The sequence below is a fragment of the Marinococcus sp. LNHM3E3-2.2 genome (genome assembly GCF_056034385.1).
In genome coordinates this window covers 15,720-33,153 of record NZ_JBQLIC010000021.1, presented here as the reverse complement: position 1 = coordinate 33,153, position 17,434 = coordinate 15,720, and the positions used below count along the sequence as shown (strand labels likewise).

Genomic DNA, 17,434 nt, shown 5'->3' with positions numbered 1-17,434 from the left:
AACAAGCTCGTCGATCCGTTCAGCGGCCAGGAGCCGCGTCCGGAATTTCTGGCCAACCGCCAGGATACTTCCGCGATTGAACCAACCTCGGAATCCCTTACAGAAGGCACAAAATCTTTTAAGTAATCTTCAAACCCCTCCCGGGCCGCAAATGCGGCCCGGTTTTTTTGTTTCTTTGCCGGCTTTACAGTACAAATAAAACCGACCCAGTCATTTTTGCTGACGGATCGGCTTCGGTTTATCCTTTTTCTTGTTTTCTGCGCTCTACCAGTTTCTTTTCCAGTAAATCTTTTTCTACAAAATCATCAATCATTTCGTAAAATTTACCTTTATCATTCACCGAGCCTGAAAGCTGCTCCAAATGGTTCATAAACGTGATTTGGTCATAATCCTGTGGAAGCTTTCCGGAATAATTGCGGGCAATGCTTTTGCCGTAATGCCAGCAGCAGTTTTTGTCCTTAGTTTCCAGGGCTTTTGATAGAATGACCAACGCTTCAAGGAGCGTCAAAGTTACGCCGGGCTTTTCTTCTGCATAAGAGGCAATGTAGGTGAAAGCGGAATATACGTAATATGAAAACTGTTCGTCTTTCATAATCAACCGGAGCGTATCGTTATCGTCGGTTAAATAAGAAGTAAAGCGGGTCACCTTGGAAATGGAAAATATGAGGTCCGTAAGCTGATAGATAGCGTCCTGCGCTGTCATTGGTTCATCGTTTCCAAGCGCTTTAATCGCAATTTCGGTCAATTTACGGATTCCAAATTCGATATCCTGAACTTCTGTTTTACTTTTCCCGAGATACATCAGGTTACGGTACTTTTTTTCATTCACCGGCAGATCCGGCTCTTCATTTGTTTTCCAATAAGAAAAAATAGGAATGCCTTCAAGCACAAAATCTCCAATCCGGCGATCCAGCCGTACTACAATGCCGTCTTTGGCTGCTTCTTTCACGATTTTGCCAAAATCAATAACCTGGATAAAGCCCGTCGTTTCACTTGCAACAATATAAGGCTCTCCTTCTGTTTCCGGCTCACGCACCTCGTTTTTATTTTTAGCGCGGTGTGCTTCGAGATCATAAAGCAGCGTATTGAGAATCCGCTGCTGTGATTCTTCTTTCATGTTCGTTGTAATGCTTGGCACCTGCATCCACTTCGTTGCATGGTTGATAAACAAAATGAAGTTTATTACCGACACGGCTGTAGCTAATACGCCGAGTACGGGAAATACTGTGTACTGATCCATCGAGGAATTCAAGAAGAAAAATCCTATTAGCAGGAAAAAGAAACATAAATTAAAGATACCGATAGAATGCTGGGTTCTTCGGTCAGAGATAAAATTAAACAAAACCCGTGGTGTAAATTGACCAGAAAAGCTCGTCAAAACGACGAGTATTGAGTTAAACGTAAAGGCGTTTAACGTGAGTACGCCTGAGAGCAGCGTACTGTACATTGTCTGGGTTAATGAATACCCTGTTGATAGGATTGGTGCCATAGCGAATGCAGGCTCGAGCCCGAATTCCACGTAGTAGGCACCAATGGCTAAAAGCACGGCCAGAATGATATAAATGGCCGGGAGCACCCAAAGACTTGATCGGAGTTCGTACCACCGCTGTCTTGAGGACATACTTTTAATCTGCCGTAATTTTTTAGGCATTAGCTGCTGTAAATAATATTTCAATTCGTTCACCTTTTCTATTGCTTTAATCTGTTGGCAGCATTATCCGCTGTGGAAAATTCCCATACATGAAGCCTTCCCCCACACAAGCGGGAAGAAGGCTCTGAAGCAGTTATGCTGCTTTAGTTATTAGCGTTTATTTTTTTACTGCTTCTTTGGTCGATATAACCTTCACGTCACATTTTGCTTTTTTCTGAATGGCTTTAGCTGTGTTACCGAGAAACAGCCGGTCCACTTTAGACGATCCAGTCTCGCCGATAACGATCATGTCGATATTATATTTTTCACACAGATTTTCCATTTCTTTTTTTGGAATTCCTACCTCAAGAACGGTTTCCACGTCTTTGACTCCGTTCTGCTCTGCCATTTCTTTGTAAGCCTTCAAGCGTGATTCCGCCTGGTTTTTCAATCTTCCGAAGCCATGCGGGTCCATACGCTCCAGGGAAGCATATCCATTTTTATCCATAACAAATGCAATGATCAGCGTCGCATTGTTTTCCTCCGCCAGTTCCTTTGCTTTATAAAATGCATCATTGGACGCGCCTTCGAGAGCTTCTACTCCTACGAGTATACGATTAATTTGTGCCAATTTCATCTTTCCTTTCTTATTTTAAATTGCCTGTTTCAGCCTTCTGCTTAAACTTTCGTAAAATAGCCCGTACCTGCTCTGTTTTTCGTCGTTTGACCCTGCTTTTCGTCTAAAAAAATATAAAAAGCCAGAAAAAGAACGATTATCCTTTTTCTGGCTTATGTTCTGGCTTTTATATCCATCCATTTCCGCCGCATATGAAATTGTCGCCCTGCCACACCCGGACGTTTTTGTTTTTATGGCGTTACTGGGAAAATACCCGTACAATATACGTGTTAAACGTTCACAGATTCATGTGTTTGAAATTCTTTCAAAGGACAGATGCTTTATCCATTACTTATTTTTCGACAAATACTGCCCGCCCTGTCGTGCAGCCGTACGTATTTTTCAATTTTTTGATCTGTACGGCCGCTGCCAGTGGGTTCCCATTCAGGAAGCCCGGCTTCTTCCTGAATACTATCCTTATCTATCCTCAAGAAATGCGGCCCACGAGCTGCACATGTGCACAGATCAAGGAGTGGTGCTTCATGGTTTTTATGCCTTACGCCGGCTGCTGCTTGCTATTCCGCTCAGCTTTCTTCCAGGTGTTCTTCTTTACCTCCCTTACGCTGAGCGTATCGGAGTGCCGCTGTACAGCCTGGTCTCCAAAAGCCGTCTAAAGCACATCTCTTTCAAGAATAGTTAGCAGCCTGCACATACAGAAAAAGCCCATCTCTCCGGATACACCTGGAGGGATGGGCCTGCTTTTATTACCGGTTCACTGTCTTCATTCCTTCTTCATGATACCGCATACCTGCGGCAGCGCCTTTAGGAGCAATGTCATCAATCGCTTTCATATCGGAATCCGTAAGCGTTACCTGCAGACTGTTAATATTTTCTTCCAGGTACGTGCGCCGCTTTGTCCCCGGAATTGGCACTACCCCCTGCTCCCTCAACCAGGCAAGGGCCAGCTGGGAGGCTGTACATTTCTTTTCTTCAGCTAATTCCTTCATTTTATCCACGAGTTCAAGGTTCTTATTGAAATTTTCTCCCTGAAACCTTGGAGAAAAGCGGCGGAAATCATCTTCCTCCAGATCCTCAAACTGCTTGATCTGTCCGGTTAGAAACCCGCGCCCGAGCGGGCTGTAAGCTACAAAGGAAATTCCAAGGTCTTTGCAAAGAGGCAGAATTTCATCCTCCACGTCCCGGCTCCATAACGAATATTCTGTCTGCAGAGCTGTAATCGGATGCGTGCCATGAGCCCTGCGAATCGTTTCAGGAGCTGCTTCTGACAACCCCAGGTACCGGACTTTTCCGGCATCTACGAGTTCCTTCATCGCACCTACGGTTTCTTCAATAGGTACATCAGGGTCCACCCGGTGCTGATAATACAAATCAATGGTATCAATACCGAGCCGCTTCAGGCTGGCATCGCATGCCTGCTTAACGTATTCCGGGCGACCATTTACTTCGCCTGTCAGTTCACCTTTATTGCTGTAGACGTTCCCGAATTTTGTGGCAAGCACTACCTCTTCCCGCCGGTTTTGGATAGCCTCACCCACCAGGCGTTCATTTGTCATGGGGCCGTACATATCAGCCGTATCGAGAAAGTTAATGCCGTGGTCAAGCGCTGTGTGTATCGTTTTCTTCGATTCTTCATCGTTTAATTTGCCATAAAAAGCGGACATTCCCATACATCCCAGACCGATAGGAGACACATGCAGGTCACTGTTGCCAAGCTGCCGTTTTTCCATTACAGGTATTCATCCCTTCTGGATTGTTGACTCTGCTTTTTCAAACAGGTGTCCTTCTGTTCACGCTTCTGTTCCATTTTAAACATTTTTCAGCAGACTATTTTTTTCTTAAGTCAATTCGTTCCATCAGGCTGTCCACCCGGCGCTCCACATTTTCATCTGGAAGCAGCGGCGGTGCATGATGTGGTTTGATGCGGGCATCGATGATCAGACTGTCGCATCCCCAGTGCTTGTTTTCATAAAAGCTGTTCACGCCATGAATATCGTGGGAAGGATTGCTGCGCGTAAAAACGGCCCACAGGAAATTTCGCATCGTATCACTGACAAAGCTGCTGTCATCGCAGATGATAATCATCGGCGTTTCTTTAACATCCCATTTCTGGGCGAGGCTCGAAGCGAAAACAGCTATTTCTTCAGCTGCCTGTTTGTAACTGGAAAATTCCGGTGCTTCCACCGCAATTACGCCCGGCATGACAAGCCTGGGCGAATGAATCGGACTGTCAGCCGGAAAGCCGTCCGGCACGCGTTGACAAAGATCCCGCTTCACATCCCCATAAGCTGCGATAACTACCTTGCTTCCCTCATTCAGCCCTTCTCCGCTGTAATCAAGCGTATCGATCGTCGTTTTAGTCTGAAAGTGAAGATCGCGGCGCAGATTAATCCGCTCAAGCATGTACGTGAAAAAATCCTCCTCCTGATGCGTATCGAGCTCTCTTTCCTGTTCCGCTGTGATAAATAAATATTTGGCTAGACTTAACTGGCCTGTGCCGAGAATACGATTGGCTATTGTCAACAGCTCTGCCGGCTGCTTTACGCTTTGAAACGGCGTATACCGCTCACTGCCAATTGCGAGCAGCAGTGGATGTACCCCTGCAGCGTCTACTGCGTGTACTTCTTTGACTCCGGTAATTTCCTGCTTGATCGCTTCCCCTGTCATTTCGTGGATCACTGCACCAAACGACGTGTCCTCCTGCGGCGGCCGCCCGACGACAGTAAAGGGCAGAATAGCTTTATCTTTGGCATACACCTTATGAACCTTCATGACCGGGAAATCATGCGTCAGGCTGTAATAGCCCAAATGATCTCCAAACGGTCCTTCTGGCTTCGTGTCTTCCGGATAAATATCGCCGGTAATAACAAAATCGGCGTCCTGATTAATACAGTAGCCGTCTTCGTAGCTGTACTGAAAACGACGCCCGGACAGCATGCCGGCAAACATCATTTCACTCAGCCCTTCCGGAAGCGGCATCACCGCTGAAATAGTATGAGCGGGGGGCCCGCCGAGAAAAATACTGACCTTTAAAGGCTCTCCCTTGGCTACGGCCTTCGCCTGATGCACACCAATTCCCCGCTGAATTTGGTAATGCAGGCCCACCTCTTCATCGGGGACAAAGTCATTTCCGCTAAGCTGTACCCGGTACATGCCGAGGTTGGCATTCATCGGTCCCGATTTTTCCGGGTCTTCTGTATACACCTGTGGCAGGGTGAGAAACGCGCCGCCATCCCGCGGCCAGTGCTGAATCATCGGCAGGTCACTGATGCTGACTTCCCGAAAGTCTTCCGCCCCGCCTTTCTTTTTCTTCGGAAGTGCTTTTACTGCCGTCAGGCCGCTCGTCATATTACGAAGCGGATGCTTCAGTGCCTGTACCGGATCATTTCTCATCGTGATAACATTTTGAACCTGCTTCCAGTTTTTCCGAAAAATGAATTTGCTGCGTTCAACCGTGCCAAATAAATTAGAAACAGCCTGGAACGGGCTTCCTTTTACATTTTCAAATAAAATGGCCGGCCCTTCCTGTTCATAGAACCTTAAATGAATGGAAGCCATCTCCAGGAAGGGATCGACTTCTTCCTTGATTCGTACTAAATGGCCGTGCTTTTCAAGATCTTCTACGCATTCGTTGAGGTTTTGATACATATGCAGCTTTCCATCCTTCCGAATTGTATTTCACTTTCTCTACTTATTTTAGTACATTTTCCCTTCAGGCTGTATTTATTTACCCTTTGCCTTCTGTTTTCTTTACACCGGCGCAGGCTTTGCCCGCTGCTTTTGCGGCAGTGACAAATAAACGACCATGCCAAGTATCAGGCACGTGCCCACGCTCTGATAGAAACCAAACGGTACGTGCAGCCACCATACCGAAGCCAGAATAGCGGCAAGAGGCTCCAGGCATCCCAAAATACTTGTTTCCTGCGGCTTTAAATATTTCAGACTTTCCAGATAAAACCAAAAAGCAATCATAGTGCCGAAAATAACGACAAAAATTACGCTCCCGGCCATGCTCCATGTCCAGCTCTCCCATGCGGCGTCCCACGGGGCATGCAAAAAACTTACAGCTGCTCCTCCAACAGTCATCGCCCACCCGATTACATTCATAGAGCCCCACGCTGCCAAAAGAGGGCCTGCGTAAAGAGTATAAAAGGCAAGCGCCACACCGGAAAGAATACCCCAGACTACTGCTTCCGGCGGCACAGATAATTCGGCCAGCTTCCCATTTGTCAGCAGCAGAAACGTGCCGGCAAGTCCCATCAGCACAGCGCCCGCGTCCCGTATATTCCAATATGTATGCCGGACGGCAAGCAGGTAAGCAAGAATGAACACCGGAGCCAAATATTGCAGCAATGTAGCCACAGCTGCGTTTCCGCTCTCAATGGAGGCCATATATGTATACTGAACAGCGAGCATGCCGAATAAACCAAATATAAGCACTGCTCCTGCGCTCTTTTTCCGCTTCCAGATTCCGGTTACTTTTTCTTTATTTCCAAGCATTAAAGAAATAGTTAACAGAAGGATGCCGGAAAGAAGCAGCCTGACAGCCACCAGCCATTCCACAGGCAGGTGGTGAGTTTCAAAAATATACTGCGATACTGTTCCTCCAATACCCCAGAGGGAGGCTCCGCTTATCACCAGCAAAAAGCCTGCTGTCCGTCTTTTTTGTACTGTCTGCATCATCGGCGTCCTTTCTATTGCCAGTTTCAGCTGCGTATCCCCTCCATTATACGCAAAAAGCACTGCCTGGTTAAACTGTTGCCTTAAGGTTTTTTGCCTGTCTGGATACCAAAACGCCGCCCCTTTTCAGGAGCGGCGCAGCATGAACCTTTTATTTCGTAATCATTCCTTTAGCCACGGATACAAGGTTTTGCGGACGTTCCGCCAGTCTTCTCATAAAATAACCGTACCATTCTTTGCCAAAGGGCACGTAGACTCTGACATTGTAGCCTTCCTGCACGAGCTGCAGCTGCAGTTCTGTTCGAAAGCCATACAGCATTTGAAATTCAAATGTGTCGTAAGCTATACCCTGGTCTTCCACAAACAGCTTAACCGCGTTAATAATCCGGTGATCATGCGTGCCGATAGCCGTAAATCCTTCCTGGAGCAAATGTTTTTGAATCATCAGAAAATAATTGGCGTCAATTTCATGCTTGTCTTTGAATGCAACCTCTTCCTTTTCCTTATAAGCCCCTTTTACAATCCGAAGAGGCACCCCGGCAAGGCTGTCGAGATCCTCAAGCCCCCGCCTTAAATAACCCTGTAGGACCGTGCCTACATTATCATATTCCTTTCGGAGCGTTTTCAGTACATTCAGCGTCTTTTCATAACGGGAATAGTCTTCCATGTCGATGTTTACGAAATTCTGTTTTTCCTTTGCCGCCTGCAGAATCTCCTTCATATTTTCTGTACAATAGTCTGTATCTATATCAAGACCAAGCTTCGTCAGCTTTACTGTCAGCTCTGACTGTACGTTTTTCGCATAGACGCTCTCAATAATCTCGATAGTTTTCTGCTTGGCTTCCTCCACCTCTGATTTTTCCGTTATAAATTCCCCAAGATGGTCAATAGTCGCCATGAGGCCCTGCTCGTTCATCGATTGAATGGTTGTTAATGCTTCATCAATATCTTCCCCAGCCACTACTTTTGAAGCCCCGAGGTGAATGCCCCACTTTTTGGCGCCCTTTGTCAGCGTCTTATTCTGGGAAAGAAATATAAAAAACGAACGTGAAATTGTCATAGGTGCACCCTCCTGATCTTTTCAGTACTGCCCTATACTGTTGCAAAATACGTGCCAACATGGCTGCACCGGTATCCGCAGGGGTTTCCGTAAAAAAGAAAAAGCCTGTCCGTCAAAACCGCAAGAAATTTTGCGCTTTATGCAAAAAATTATAAATGAAATTTACTCATCCGGTACTGCAGACTCTGCCGGCTGATGCCAAGCTCTTTGGCTGCCTGCATGACGTTACCGCCGCTTTGGTTCAGCGCATCTTTAATCAAAGCAAATTCCATTTCAAGCAGACGTTCCTTTAAACTTCCTTCGCGGCTGCTTATTCCAGCCGGCCCGCCTTTCTCTATCTCACCTGTTTCCAGAAGATCGGTGCGTTTGCGGAAATGGTCCGGCAGGTGGCTTTCTTCGATCATTTCTTCATCAAGCATTAAATTCATTGCTCCCTCGATGACGTGTTCAAGCTCCCGGATGTTTCCCGGCCAATGATAGGACTCCAGCCTCGCTTTCACCGCAGGTGAGACACGATTCACGTCCATTTGAAAAACACGGTTGTACTTTTCCAGAAAGGTTTCCACCAGCGGCTCGATATCTGTTTTTCTTTCCCGCAGCGAAGGGACATACAGCGTAACAACACCAATACGGTAAAAAAGATCCTCACGGAGTTCATTGTTTTGAATAGCCTCTGCCGGCTCTTTGTTCATCGTGGCGATAATGCGGACATTGATGGACTGCTCTTTGTGCGATCCTAAACGGGTGACCTTTTTTTCCTGCAGGACTCGCAGAAGCTTTGCCTGCAGTGCCACCGGAAGCGAATTAATTTCATCGAGCAGAAGCGTGCCGCCCTCTGCTTTTTCGAACAGCCCGGCCCGTTCGGATGCCCCTGTAAAAGCTCCTTTTACCGTCCCAAACAAAATGCCCTCAATCAGCGTTTCCGGAAGAGCAGCGCAGTTCTGTGATACAAACGGCTGGCCAGCCCGCTCGCTTTCACTGTGAATGCTCTGGGCAAACAATTCCTTCCCCGTGCCCGTTTCTCCTACAATTAACACCGAAGACGACGTTCTCATTGCCCGCTTCGCGTTCTGCACCACCCCTGTGATTTCAGCCGAATGCCCGATAATCTGGTCAAATGTAAAAAGCCCGCTGTCGGTTTTTTTCTGGTTTTCCCGGACCAGCTTTTCCATGCGGGTAACGTCCTTTGCGATCTCGGCTGCTGCGACAATCCGTCCCCCAGAATAAATCGGAAAAATTTCGTTGATAGTCGTGATGTTTTTCCCACGGCTCGTTGTATAATGCTGTTTTTTTTCTCTCGTTTCCACTCCCTGTTTGATAGCCTGGAGCAGTCTGCTGTCACGTTCATGCTCGAAAAGGAAAACGTCCATCATACCTTTATTATTAAAATCTTCGTATGTCATGGACTCAATTTCACGCATTTTGTCATTATAAATAATCAGGTTTTCATCTGCATCAATAACACGGATCCCCTGATCCATTTTTACCATTAAATGATCAAACACATCGTTCAGCTCAGGATAGGATAACGAATTCGTACCTTGATATACCATGGACCCACCCTCTTTGTAATTTATTCTTGCTCTGATTTTATCATGAAGTGCGAAGTCTCCGTACGCAAAATCCCAAAACTTAGGAATGCAAAATTTTGCACCTTTAATCTCTTAATTTTTCTATTTGTGCTTCTATCCACCGAAGTATTCAATTATAATGGACGTCTCCGCCGGTTTTGTTAAGGCCTGTTGAAGTTAAGAATATTGGCACTATTCTTGCAACATATAATAGTACATTCAAGGGGAGGTGTACTGAATGGAAGGAATAACATTATTCACATGGCTGCTAATATTAATACCCATGCCGATTACTGTGGTTTTAGCAGCAATCAGTTATGTTAAATCAAAAAAGGAGAGCACCTAAATGGATATTTCTGTACCAACAATTGTGACATTTATCGTTTACCTTATTGTAATGCTTAGCATTGGTTTTTTATTCTACAAGCTGACCAATAACCTCTCGGATTACGTTTTAGGCGGACGAAAATTGAACGGACCCGTAGCTGCGCTCAGTGCCGGTGCGTCTGACATGAGCAGCTGGCTTCTGCTCGGCCTGCCAGGGGCCATGTATCTCGGCGGGATGAGTGAGATATGGCTGCCGATCGGCCTTACCATTGGAGCTTATTTGAACTGGCAGTTTCAGGCGAGAAGACTCCGCAGGTATACAATCATCGCCAACGATTCAATTACGATACCCGACTTTCTTGAAAACCGCTTCCACGATAAAACAAAAGCACTGCGAATTGTTTCGGCATTATTTATACTTATTTTCTTTACTTTTTATACCTCTTCCGGACTGGTCGGGGGCGCCACCCTGTTTGTGAGTTCGTTCGGCCTTTCCTATCAGGCAGCTCTTTGGATCGGCGGCGCTGTTATTATTACGTATACGTTCCTCGGTGGATTTATGGCCGTCAGCTGGACTGACTTTATCCAGGGCATTCTGATGTTTCTGGCGCTCGTTGCTGTTCCGATCGCTGCCGTTATAGAAATTGGTGGATGGGGAAATTCTGTCCAGACCGTGGCATCCATTAATCCGGATGCGTTAAGTGCCTTTACGAATGTGAGTGTTATTTCTGTGGTCTCCCTGCTTGCCTGGGGGCTCGGGTACTTCGGCCAGCCGCATATCATTACGAGGTTTATGGCGATACGTTCCGAAAAAGAAATTCCGATGGCCCGGTTTGTAGGTATGAGCTGGATGGTTATTTCTCTTCTCGGTGCTATTTTTACAGGATTTATCGGTATTGCTTACTTCTCCGGCAACGCCCAGCTCGGAGAAGGGAATCAGGAAACCGTCTTTATTCTGTTTACCCAGGTACTTTTTAATCCGTGGGTGTCCGGCGTTCTTCTCGCAGCGATTCTCGCTGCTATTATGAGCACGGTGGACTCCCAGCTGCTTGTATCCTCCAGTGCCCTTGCGGAAGACTTTTATAAAGGGATGCTCCGCCCCAAAGCTTCTGACCGCGAGCTCGTCTGGGTCGGCCGGATTGGCGTTATCGTCATCGCCCTCGTCGCCCTGCTGCTCGCCTCCAACCCGGGAAGCACGGTACTTGAACTTGTAAGCTACGCATGGGCCGGGTTCGGCGCAGTATTCGGGCCTGCAATGCTTTTCTCCTTATTCTGGCGCCGGACGAGCATGTGGGGTGTGCTTGCCGGGATGATCGCCGGCGGCACCACCGTCATTATCTGGGTTCAGCTTTCCGGAGGATTGTTTGATCTCTATGAAATTGTGCCAGGCTTCTTGATCAACGTCTTAATCATCATTGCCGTCAGCCTGCTTGGGCCGAAGCCTTCAGACAAAATTCAAACTGAATTTGATTCTGTCGGCACGTATACGGAGAAAAACTGAGCAAAAAATACCCGCTTCCTGGTATAGACAGGAGCGGGTATTTATTATATTTACTGCTGTTTTTCGGTGAATGCCTGTTCCTGAAGCGCTGCCGCTTTGTCCGTGCGTTCCCAGGGCAGATCAACGTCATGACGTCCAAAGTGCCCGTAAGCGGCTGTCTGCCTGTAAATCGGCCGGCGGAGATCAAGCATTTTGATGATGCCTGCCGGCCGGAGGTCAAAGTTTTCATTGGCAAGCTTTACGAGCACCTCTTCTGATACTTTTCCCGTACCAAATGTAGCGATTGAAATGGAGACAGGCTGAGCTACTCCGATCGCATACGCCAGCTGAACCTCGCATTTATCTGCAAGACCTGCTGCAATAATATTTTTGGCTACATACCGGGCTGCATACGAGGCGGAACGGTCGACCTTTGTCGGGTCTTTACCGGAAAACGCACCGCCGCCGTGACGGGCATAGCCTCCGTACGTATCAACAATGATTTTTCGTCCGGTAAGGCCGGCGTCCCCCTGCGGTCCGCCAATAACAAAGCGGCCGGTCGGGTTTATGAAATAGTTGGTTTTAGCGTCGAGAAGCTCTGCCGGCACTACCGGCTCGATAACGTATTTGTGCATATCCTCTTCAATCTGTGCAAGCGTTACGTCATCCGAATGCTGGGTAGAAATAACGATCGTTTCCACCCGGAGCGGCTTCCCGTCGTCTCCGTATTCCACGGTAACCTGCGTTTTTCCATCCGGACGCAGATACGAAAGATTGCCGTCCTTCCGGACTTTTGTTAACTGACTTGCCAGCTTGTGCGCAAGCGAGATCGGCAACGGCATGAGTTCATCGGTTTCATTATCTGCATACCCAAACATCAAGCCCTGGTCCCCCGCTCCGATCGATTCCAGTTCATCCTCGGTCATCGATCCTTCACGGGTTTCAAGCGCCTCATCAACGCCCTGGGCAATGTCGGCCGACTGCTCATCTATAGACGTCAAAACCGAGCACGTTTCGTAATCGAAGCCATATTTTGCCCGTGTATAACCGATGTCTTTCAAAGTTTCCCTGGCAATTTTAGGAATATCCACGTATGTAGATGTCGATATTTCTCCTGCCACTAATACGAGACCAGTATTTACTACTGTTTCCGCTGCCACCCGGGCATTCGGATCATCCTTTAAAATTGCATCCAAAATCGCGTCGGAAATCTGATCACACACCTTGTCCGGGTGTCCTTCTGTAACAGATTCCGACGTAAATAAACGTCGTCCAATTGTAGACACGCTGCTGCCTCCTTTTTAACTGCCTGCTACGGTTGTACTCTCCCATTCTTCGGGTAGACGAAAAGAAAACGGCAGTAGGCCGTTGTGTACAAGAAAAGCCCCTTGTCCCAAAAATTGAGGGAAAAGGGGCTGTCAGTTCAGCTTTTTCGCCTCTTATCTTTCAAGGCATCTGTCTGCCTCTCCAGGTTAGCACCTTTCCGTTACCGGATGGTTGCTGGGCTTCTCAGGGACTGTCCCTCCACCTGCTCAGGATAAGAGTATCCGTTCGTACAAAATCTTAACGCAAACCCTATTTGATGTCAAACCTAGTGCCCTCCGCGCTGGCACGTTTTGTCATCGCAAAGGAAATGAAACCACTGATACCGATTTACAGAAACAGTATGATACAGCTTGCGGCCAAGCGTTTCTACTCCCGGCAGTAAAAATACTGCCTTCAGCGGCTTCAAAGCCGGAATAGTATAACATAATTTTTTCACCGTATAATAACCAGCGTATACGTACGTATTATCCTCTACACTGTGCATCTGCTCTTCAAGCGGCTCTCCCTTGAGCATCGGGTACTTTTCAAATAAATCCTCATCATATATAGGCTTCCATTTCACCCTGTTCGTCTTATCTATCGCCGAGAGATAAGTATGGAATCTGGTGCATAACGGACAATCACTATCATAGAATACAATAAATTCCGGTTGTTGTTCCATAGTTGTTCCCCTTTCATTGCTTTCCTACATCTTTTCCCTCTTAGTCCTAAAAATATTCATGAACTTTTTTAACGAATAAGTATGTACTATTAAACTAAATGTGTTACACTATTTTATATTCTATCCATCATTCATGATGAATAAATCCAACTTCCCCCTCATTAAAGGAGTGATTGTTTATGAAGCCGCCGTTCGCTTCCAAACCCGAAACAAATCTATTGAATGAAGCGCACGTCCAATGGAATCTCTCTGTCCCTGCGCTTGTGAAGCGCTCGCTGGCTCTGCAGGAGGGCTCACTTACAGCAGAAGGTGCTCTTGCCGTGAAAACAGGCAAATACACCGGACGGTCTCCAAAAGATAAATATATTGTCGATGAGCCCGGCAGTTCTCCTTATATTGACTGGGGAAACGTAAACCAACCAATGTCCGAAGAAGTGTTTGAACGGCTTTATAAAAAAGTGACGGCTCATTTGAACAGCCGGAATGAAGTATTTGCAAGCGACGCCCTAGCCGGAGCTGACCCCGACTACCAGCTTCCTGTCCGGGTCATCACCTCCTGCGCCTGGCATCAATTGTTCGCCCGGCAGCTGTTTATCCGACCAGACGGAAGAGAAAATCCTTCTGCTCCGCCCTTTACGCTCATAGCTGCACCGGAATGCAAAGCAAATCCTGAGACAGACGGCACCTCGTCGGAAACATTTATCGTCATCAGTTTTGCGCAGCGCACAATTTTAATCGGCGGCACAGAATACGCCGGAGAAATGAAAAAATCAATCTTTTCTGTCATGAACTACCTGCTTCCTGAACAAAACGTACTGCCGATGCACTGCTCGGCAAACATCGGCAGTGATGGCGCAAGCGCTTTGTTTTTCGGTCTTTCCGGCACCGGAAAAACAACCCTTTCCGCAGATCCTTCCCGGCTTTTGGTCGGCGACGATGAACACGGATGGTCCGAAAACGGTATTTTTAATATCGAAGGCGGATGCTACGCAAAATGCTCGAATCTGTCCAAACAGAAAGAACCACAGATCTGGAACGCTATCCGTTTTGGCGCTGTACTTGAAAACGTTGGGATAGACGATGCCAGTGGAAAAGTTGACTACACGGATACTCAGATCACGGAAAACACAAGGGCGGCTTATCCGATTGAACATGTCGATGGGATTGTTCCCTCCGGCACAGCCGGTCATCCTTCGGCGATCATTTTTTTAACTGCAGATGCATTCGGCGTTCTTCCGCCAATCAGCAGATTGACGAAGGAGCAGGCCATGTACCATTTCCTCAGCGGCTACACAAGCAAGCTCGCCGGCACGGAAAGAGGCGTCACTTCTCCGGAAGCAACCTTTTCCACCTGCTTTGGGGCACCGTTTCTTCCACGGCAGGCTTCTGTCTATGCAGAAATGCTCGGTGAAAAAATTGATGAACACAATGTGCCTGTCTTTCTGGTGAACACCGGATGGAGCGGCGGCGGTTACGGAGTCGGCAGCCGCATGGATCTTTCATACACCCGGGCTATGGTGCAGGCAGCCCTCAACGGAGAGCTGACTGATACAGCCACGGTCGAGGATCCTATTTTCGGACTGCATATCCCTGAGTCCTGCCCCGGAGTTCCCGAAGATATGCTTCAGCCGAAAAAAATGTGGGCAGAAGCCGGCGACTATGAGGTTCAGGCCCGCATGCTTGCCCGCAAGTTTGCGGAAAATTTCAAGCGGTTTTACGACGTGCCTGCTTCTATCGCAGACGCGGGACCAACCCAGTTGTAGGAGCTATTTTTCATCGGCGTCAGGAAGATGCAATACGTCAAAAAGGAACCGGTGCCTGTTTATATGCAGGCACCGGTTCCTTTTATTTTAATGTAATATATCCTGCTTCCTCCGCATATTTCACACTACGGGGAAGCACTTCGTCTTTCATAATAAAGCTGTAGCCGGGATGGTCACGAATATTACTTGGAAGTGTTTCTATCAGCACCGGACCGTCTGTTTCCATATAATCCTCATGAGGAATCAGCGACTCCACCACAGCGATGTATATATTTTTTATTACGTCTTCACTCCGGCCAGCCACCTTGTACTGGCCAAGAGAGCGTATCACTTCAACCCGGCCTCCGGTTTCCTCATCAACCTCCCGTACAGCTGCTTCTTCGGGGGCTTCTCCCTCTTCGATCTTCCCGCCCGGAAACTCCAGCCCGCGCTGGGAGTGACGAGTGAGCAGCCACTTGCCGGCATATAAGCATATAACCCATACATGTCCCGGCTTGTCTGAAAATGGAGTGTCGTTTAACGCCAATTCCACTTCGTTATTGTAGTAGTCCCGGAATTTATAGCAGGTCGTCATATGGCCAGTTCCTCACACATACGTATCACTCCACTTCTATCATCTCTCCGGGGGCATTTATTTTTCCTGGCGGCTGTATAATCTTGCCGCCATTGCTTTAGACCAGGAGCGCTGATCGTTTTTTCGCTCGTGAAACTCTTCCATAAGCTGATCTCCTTCATACCCTTCGGTAATCAGCTCTTTCAATATCAGTTCGGTGATATTTTCATCTTTTCCAGCCATATACGCCTGGATTAAAACGCCAAGAGAATGCTCGAGTCTCGTCGTTTTTTTCACAACTCCCCTCAAAAGCGCCGGGGCATTGTCAGGATGAGTGATGACCGCTTCCATCAGCATTTCCTCTTCGTGTCTTTCCCACTCGTGAATAATGTCTTCATATTCTGTAGGTATGACCGCATCAAGGAGCCATGATCTATCAGGCTCCTCCCGATTAATAATGAGCCCTTCTTTCATTTTTATCTCATGCATTTCAATTGCGTCACCGTCTTTTTGAAACAGGCTGAGGCGGACTAGACGGAACGTTTTCATGATTTACGGCCGGCGGCCTGAATTGTTCGTTCATATGCTTCTTTTAAGCGGCGTACGCCCTCATCGATATGCGTGCGTGGGCAGGCCACGTTAATGCGGACAAAGCCAGCACCTTCATCGCCAAAGATATGCCCGTCACTAAGAGCTACCCCTGCTTCTTTGCGCAGCCATTCCTCCAGCTCTTTTTTATCCATCCCAAGGTTACGGAGATCAATCCAGACAAGATACGTCCCTTCCGGCTTAATAACGTGCGCTTCCGGAATTGCCGACTCCAGTTGATCCTTTAAATAATCAACGTTTTCCCGCAGATGAACGAGCAGTTCTTCCAGCCACTCGCTCCCATGCCGGTATGCGGCTTCCGCAGCTACTGTGGCGAACGGGTTGTCGATTCCGACAAAATTACGCTGCAGATGGGCTTCGTATGCTTTTTGTGAAGCTTTTTTCTCAAAAACCACATAGGACAGCTGCAGGGCTGCAAGATTAAAGGTTTTGCTCGGCGCCATGCAGGTGATGGTTTCCACATCATAACCATCCGCCGCCTTTGAAAATGGTACATGCACGCCGGAGAGAATAAGATCTGCGTGGATTTCATCAGATACCACCAGCACGTTGTATTTCTCTGCCAGAGCGGCGATCTGCTGCAGCTCTTCTTCGGTCCACACCCGGCCGATAGGGTTATGAGGGCTGCACAATAAAAGCATTTTCGCGCCGGCTTTCATCTGTTCTTCAAGGTTTTCCACATCAATAGTAAATCCTTCGTCTGTTTCTTTCAGCGGGTTCTTATACAGCGTTCGTTCATTATTATTTACTAACATATAGAACGGGTAGTAGACCGGGGTCTGCAGAATAACGCCCTCACCTTTTTCCGTAAATGTCTGAATCAGATGACTGATCGCCGGCACTACGCCCGGGGTGAAGACAAGCTGCTCGTTACTTATATTCCAGTCATGGCGCGTGCGAATCCATTCGGTTGTCGCGTCCTTCAAAGATTCCGGACGACGGTGATAGCCGAAAATCCCGTGATCAACTACCTCCTGCATGGCATCAAGTACAGGCTGCGGTGCCTGAAAATCCATGTCCGCAACCCACATCGGCCAGAGCTCCGAAGAGCCATAGCGTTCGGCCGCAAAGTCCCACTTCATTGAGTTTGTATTTTTCCGATTTAATACCTTGTTAAAATCCATGCTTAAAAAGCCTCCT

Annotated in this window: 15 protein-coding genes and 1 riboswitch; of the genes, 3 read left to right on the top strand and 12 right to left on the bottom strand. The window is 47.5% G+C overall.

The window, feature by feature from the left end:
* Window positions 1–238 precede the first annotated feature (238 nt).
* Window positions 239–1,621 carry a DUF2254 domain-containing protein gene (locus ACTRXF_RS15640; protein WP_474263881.1) on the bottom strand — a complete coding sequence of 461 codons (1,383 nt, stop codon included), beginning with the start codon at window positions 1,619–1,621 and terminating at the stop codon, window positions 239–241.
* A gap of 187 nt (window positions 1,622–1,808) precedes the next feature.
* Window positions 1,809–2,261, bottom strand: coding sequence for a universal stress protein (locus ACTRXF_RS15635; protein WP_474263883.1), 453 nt, complete (start codon window positions 2,259–2,261; stop codon window positions 1,809–1,811).
* 238 nt (window positions 2,262–2,499) lie between these two features.
* Between ACTRXF_RS15635 and ACTRXF_RS15630 the strand changes: the two genes are divergently transcribed.
* Window positions 2,500–2,946 (top strand): thiol-disulfide oxidoreductase DCC family protein, encoded by a 447-nt coding sequence (locus ACTRXF_RS15630; RefSeq protein WP_474263885.1) that lies wholly within the window; start codon window positions 2,500–2,502, stop codon window positions 2,944–2,946.
* A gap of 64 nt (window positions 2,947–3,010) precedes the next feature.
* Here the strand turns inward: ACTRXF_RS15630 and ACTRXF_RS15625 are convergent, their stop codons facing one another.
* The 5 genes from ACTRXF_RS15625 to ACTRXF_RS15605 all read right to left on the bottom strand — a co-directional run bounded on the left by ACTRXF_RS15625 (window position 3,011) and on the right by ACTRXF_RS15605 (window position 9,557).
* Window positions 3,011–3,994, bottom strand: a complete 984-nt coding sequence (locus ACTRXF_RS15625; protein WP_474263888.1) for an aldo/keto reductase — start codon at window positions 3,992–3,994, stop codon at window positions 3,011–3,013.
* 97 nt (window positions 3,995–4,091) lie between these two features.
* On the bottom strand, window positions 4,092–5,912 hold the full coding sequence (locus ACTRXF_RS15620; RefSeq protein WP_474263891.1) for a UbiD family decarboxylase: 1,821 nt from the start codon (window positions 5,910–5,912) through the stop codon (window positions 4,092–4,094).
* A 102-nt stretch (window positions 5,913–6,014) separates the two neighbouring features.
* A complete protein-coding gene (locus ACTRXF_RS15615) occupies window positions 6,015–6,944 on the bottom strand; it encodes a DMT family transporter (RefSeq protein ID WP_474263893.1) in 930 nt (309 codons plus the stop codon).
* A gap of 151 nt (window positions 6,945–7,095) precedes the next feature.
* On the bottom strand, window positions 7,096–8,004 hold the full coding sequence (locus tag ACTRXF_RS15610) for a proline dehydrogenase family protein (RefSeq protein ID WP_474263895.1): 909 nt from the start codon (window positions 8,002–8,004) through the stop codon (window positions 7,096–7,098).
* 149 nt (window positions 8,005–8,153) lie between these two features.
* A complete protein-coding gene (locus ACTRXF_RS15605) occupies window positions 8,154–9,557 on the bottom strand; it encodes a sigma-54 interaction domain-containing protein (RefSeq protein WP_474263897.1) in 1,404 nt (467 codons plus the stop codon).
* Between the two features lie 364 nt (window positions 9,558–9,921).
* Between ACTRXF_RS15605 and putP the strand changes: the two genes are divergently transcribed.
* On the top strand, window positions 9,922–11,403 hold the full coding sequence (gene putP / locus ACTRXF_RS15600; RefSeq protein ID WP_474263899.1) for a sodium/proline symporter PutP: 1,482 nt from the start codon (window positions 9,922–9,924) through the stop codon (window positions 11,401–11,403).
* 50 nt (window positions 11,404–11,453) lie between these two features.
* Here the strand turns inward: putP and metK are convergent, their stop codons facing one another.
* Entirely contained in the window at window positions 11,454–12,668 is a 1,215-nt protein-coding gene (gene metK / locus ACTRXF_RS15595; protein WP_322526294.1) for a methionine adenosyltransferase, read from the bottom strand.
* A gap of 150 nt (window positions 12,669–12,818) precedes the next feature.
* Window positions 12,819–12,926, bottom strand: a riboswitch (SAM riboswitch).
* A 47-nt stretch (window positions 12,927–12,973) separates the two neighbouring features.
* On the bottom strand, window positions 12,974–13,369 hold the full coding sequence (locus ACTRXF_RS15590) for a thiol-disulfide oxidoreductase DCC family protein (protein WP_474263902.1): 396 nt from the start codon (window positions 13,367–13,369) through the stop codon (window positions 12,974–12,976).
* A gap of 179 nt (window positions 13,370–13,548) precedes the next feature.
* Here ACTRXF_RS15590 and pckA point away from each other — a divergent pair, with 179 nt between their 5' ends.
* Window positions 13,549–15,132 carry a phosphoenolpyruvate carboxykinase (ATP) gene (gene pckA / locus ACTRXF_RS15585; protein WP_474263904.1) on the top strand — a complete coding sequence of 528 codons (1,584 nt, stop codon included), beginning with the start codon at window positions 13,549–13,551 and terminating at the stop codon, window positions 15,130–15,132.
* An 82-nt stretch (window positions 15,133–15,214) separates the two neighbouring features.
* Here the strand turns inward: pckA and ytkD are convergent, their stop codons facing one another.
* Genes ytkD through ACTRXF_RS15570 form a run of 3 tightly spaced genes read right to left on the bottom strand, consistent with a single transcriptional unit; the run spans window position 15,215 to window position 17,418 of the window.
* On the bottom strand, window positions 15,215–15,706 hold the full coding sequence (gene ytkD, locus ACTRXF_RS15580; protein ID WP_474263906.1) for an RNA deprotection pyrophosphohydrolase: 492 nt from the start codon (window positions 15,704–15,706) through the stop codon (window positions 15,215–15,217).
* Between the two features lie 57 nt (window positions 15,707–15,763).
* On the bottom strand, window positions 15,764–16,234 hold the full coding sequence (locus ACTRXF_RS15575) for a YwpF family protein (protein WP_322526298.1): 471 nt from the start codon (window positions 16,232–16,234) through the stop codon (window positions 15,764–15,766).
* Entirely contained in the window at window positions 16,231–17,418 is a 1,188-nt protein-coding gene (locus ACTRXF_RS15570; RefSeq protein WP_474263908.1) for a MalY/PatB family protein, read from the bottom strand. Before ACTRXF_RS15570 ends, ACTRXF_RS15575 begins: the two co-directional genes overlap by 4 nt.
* Between the last annotated feature and the right edge of the window lie 16 nt (window positions 17,419–17,434).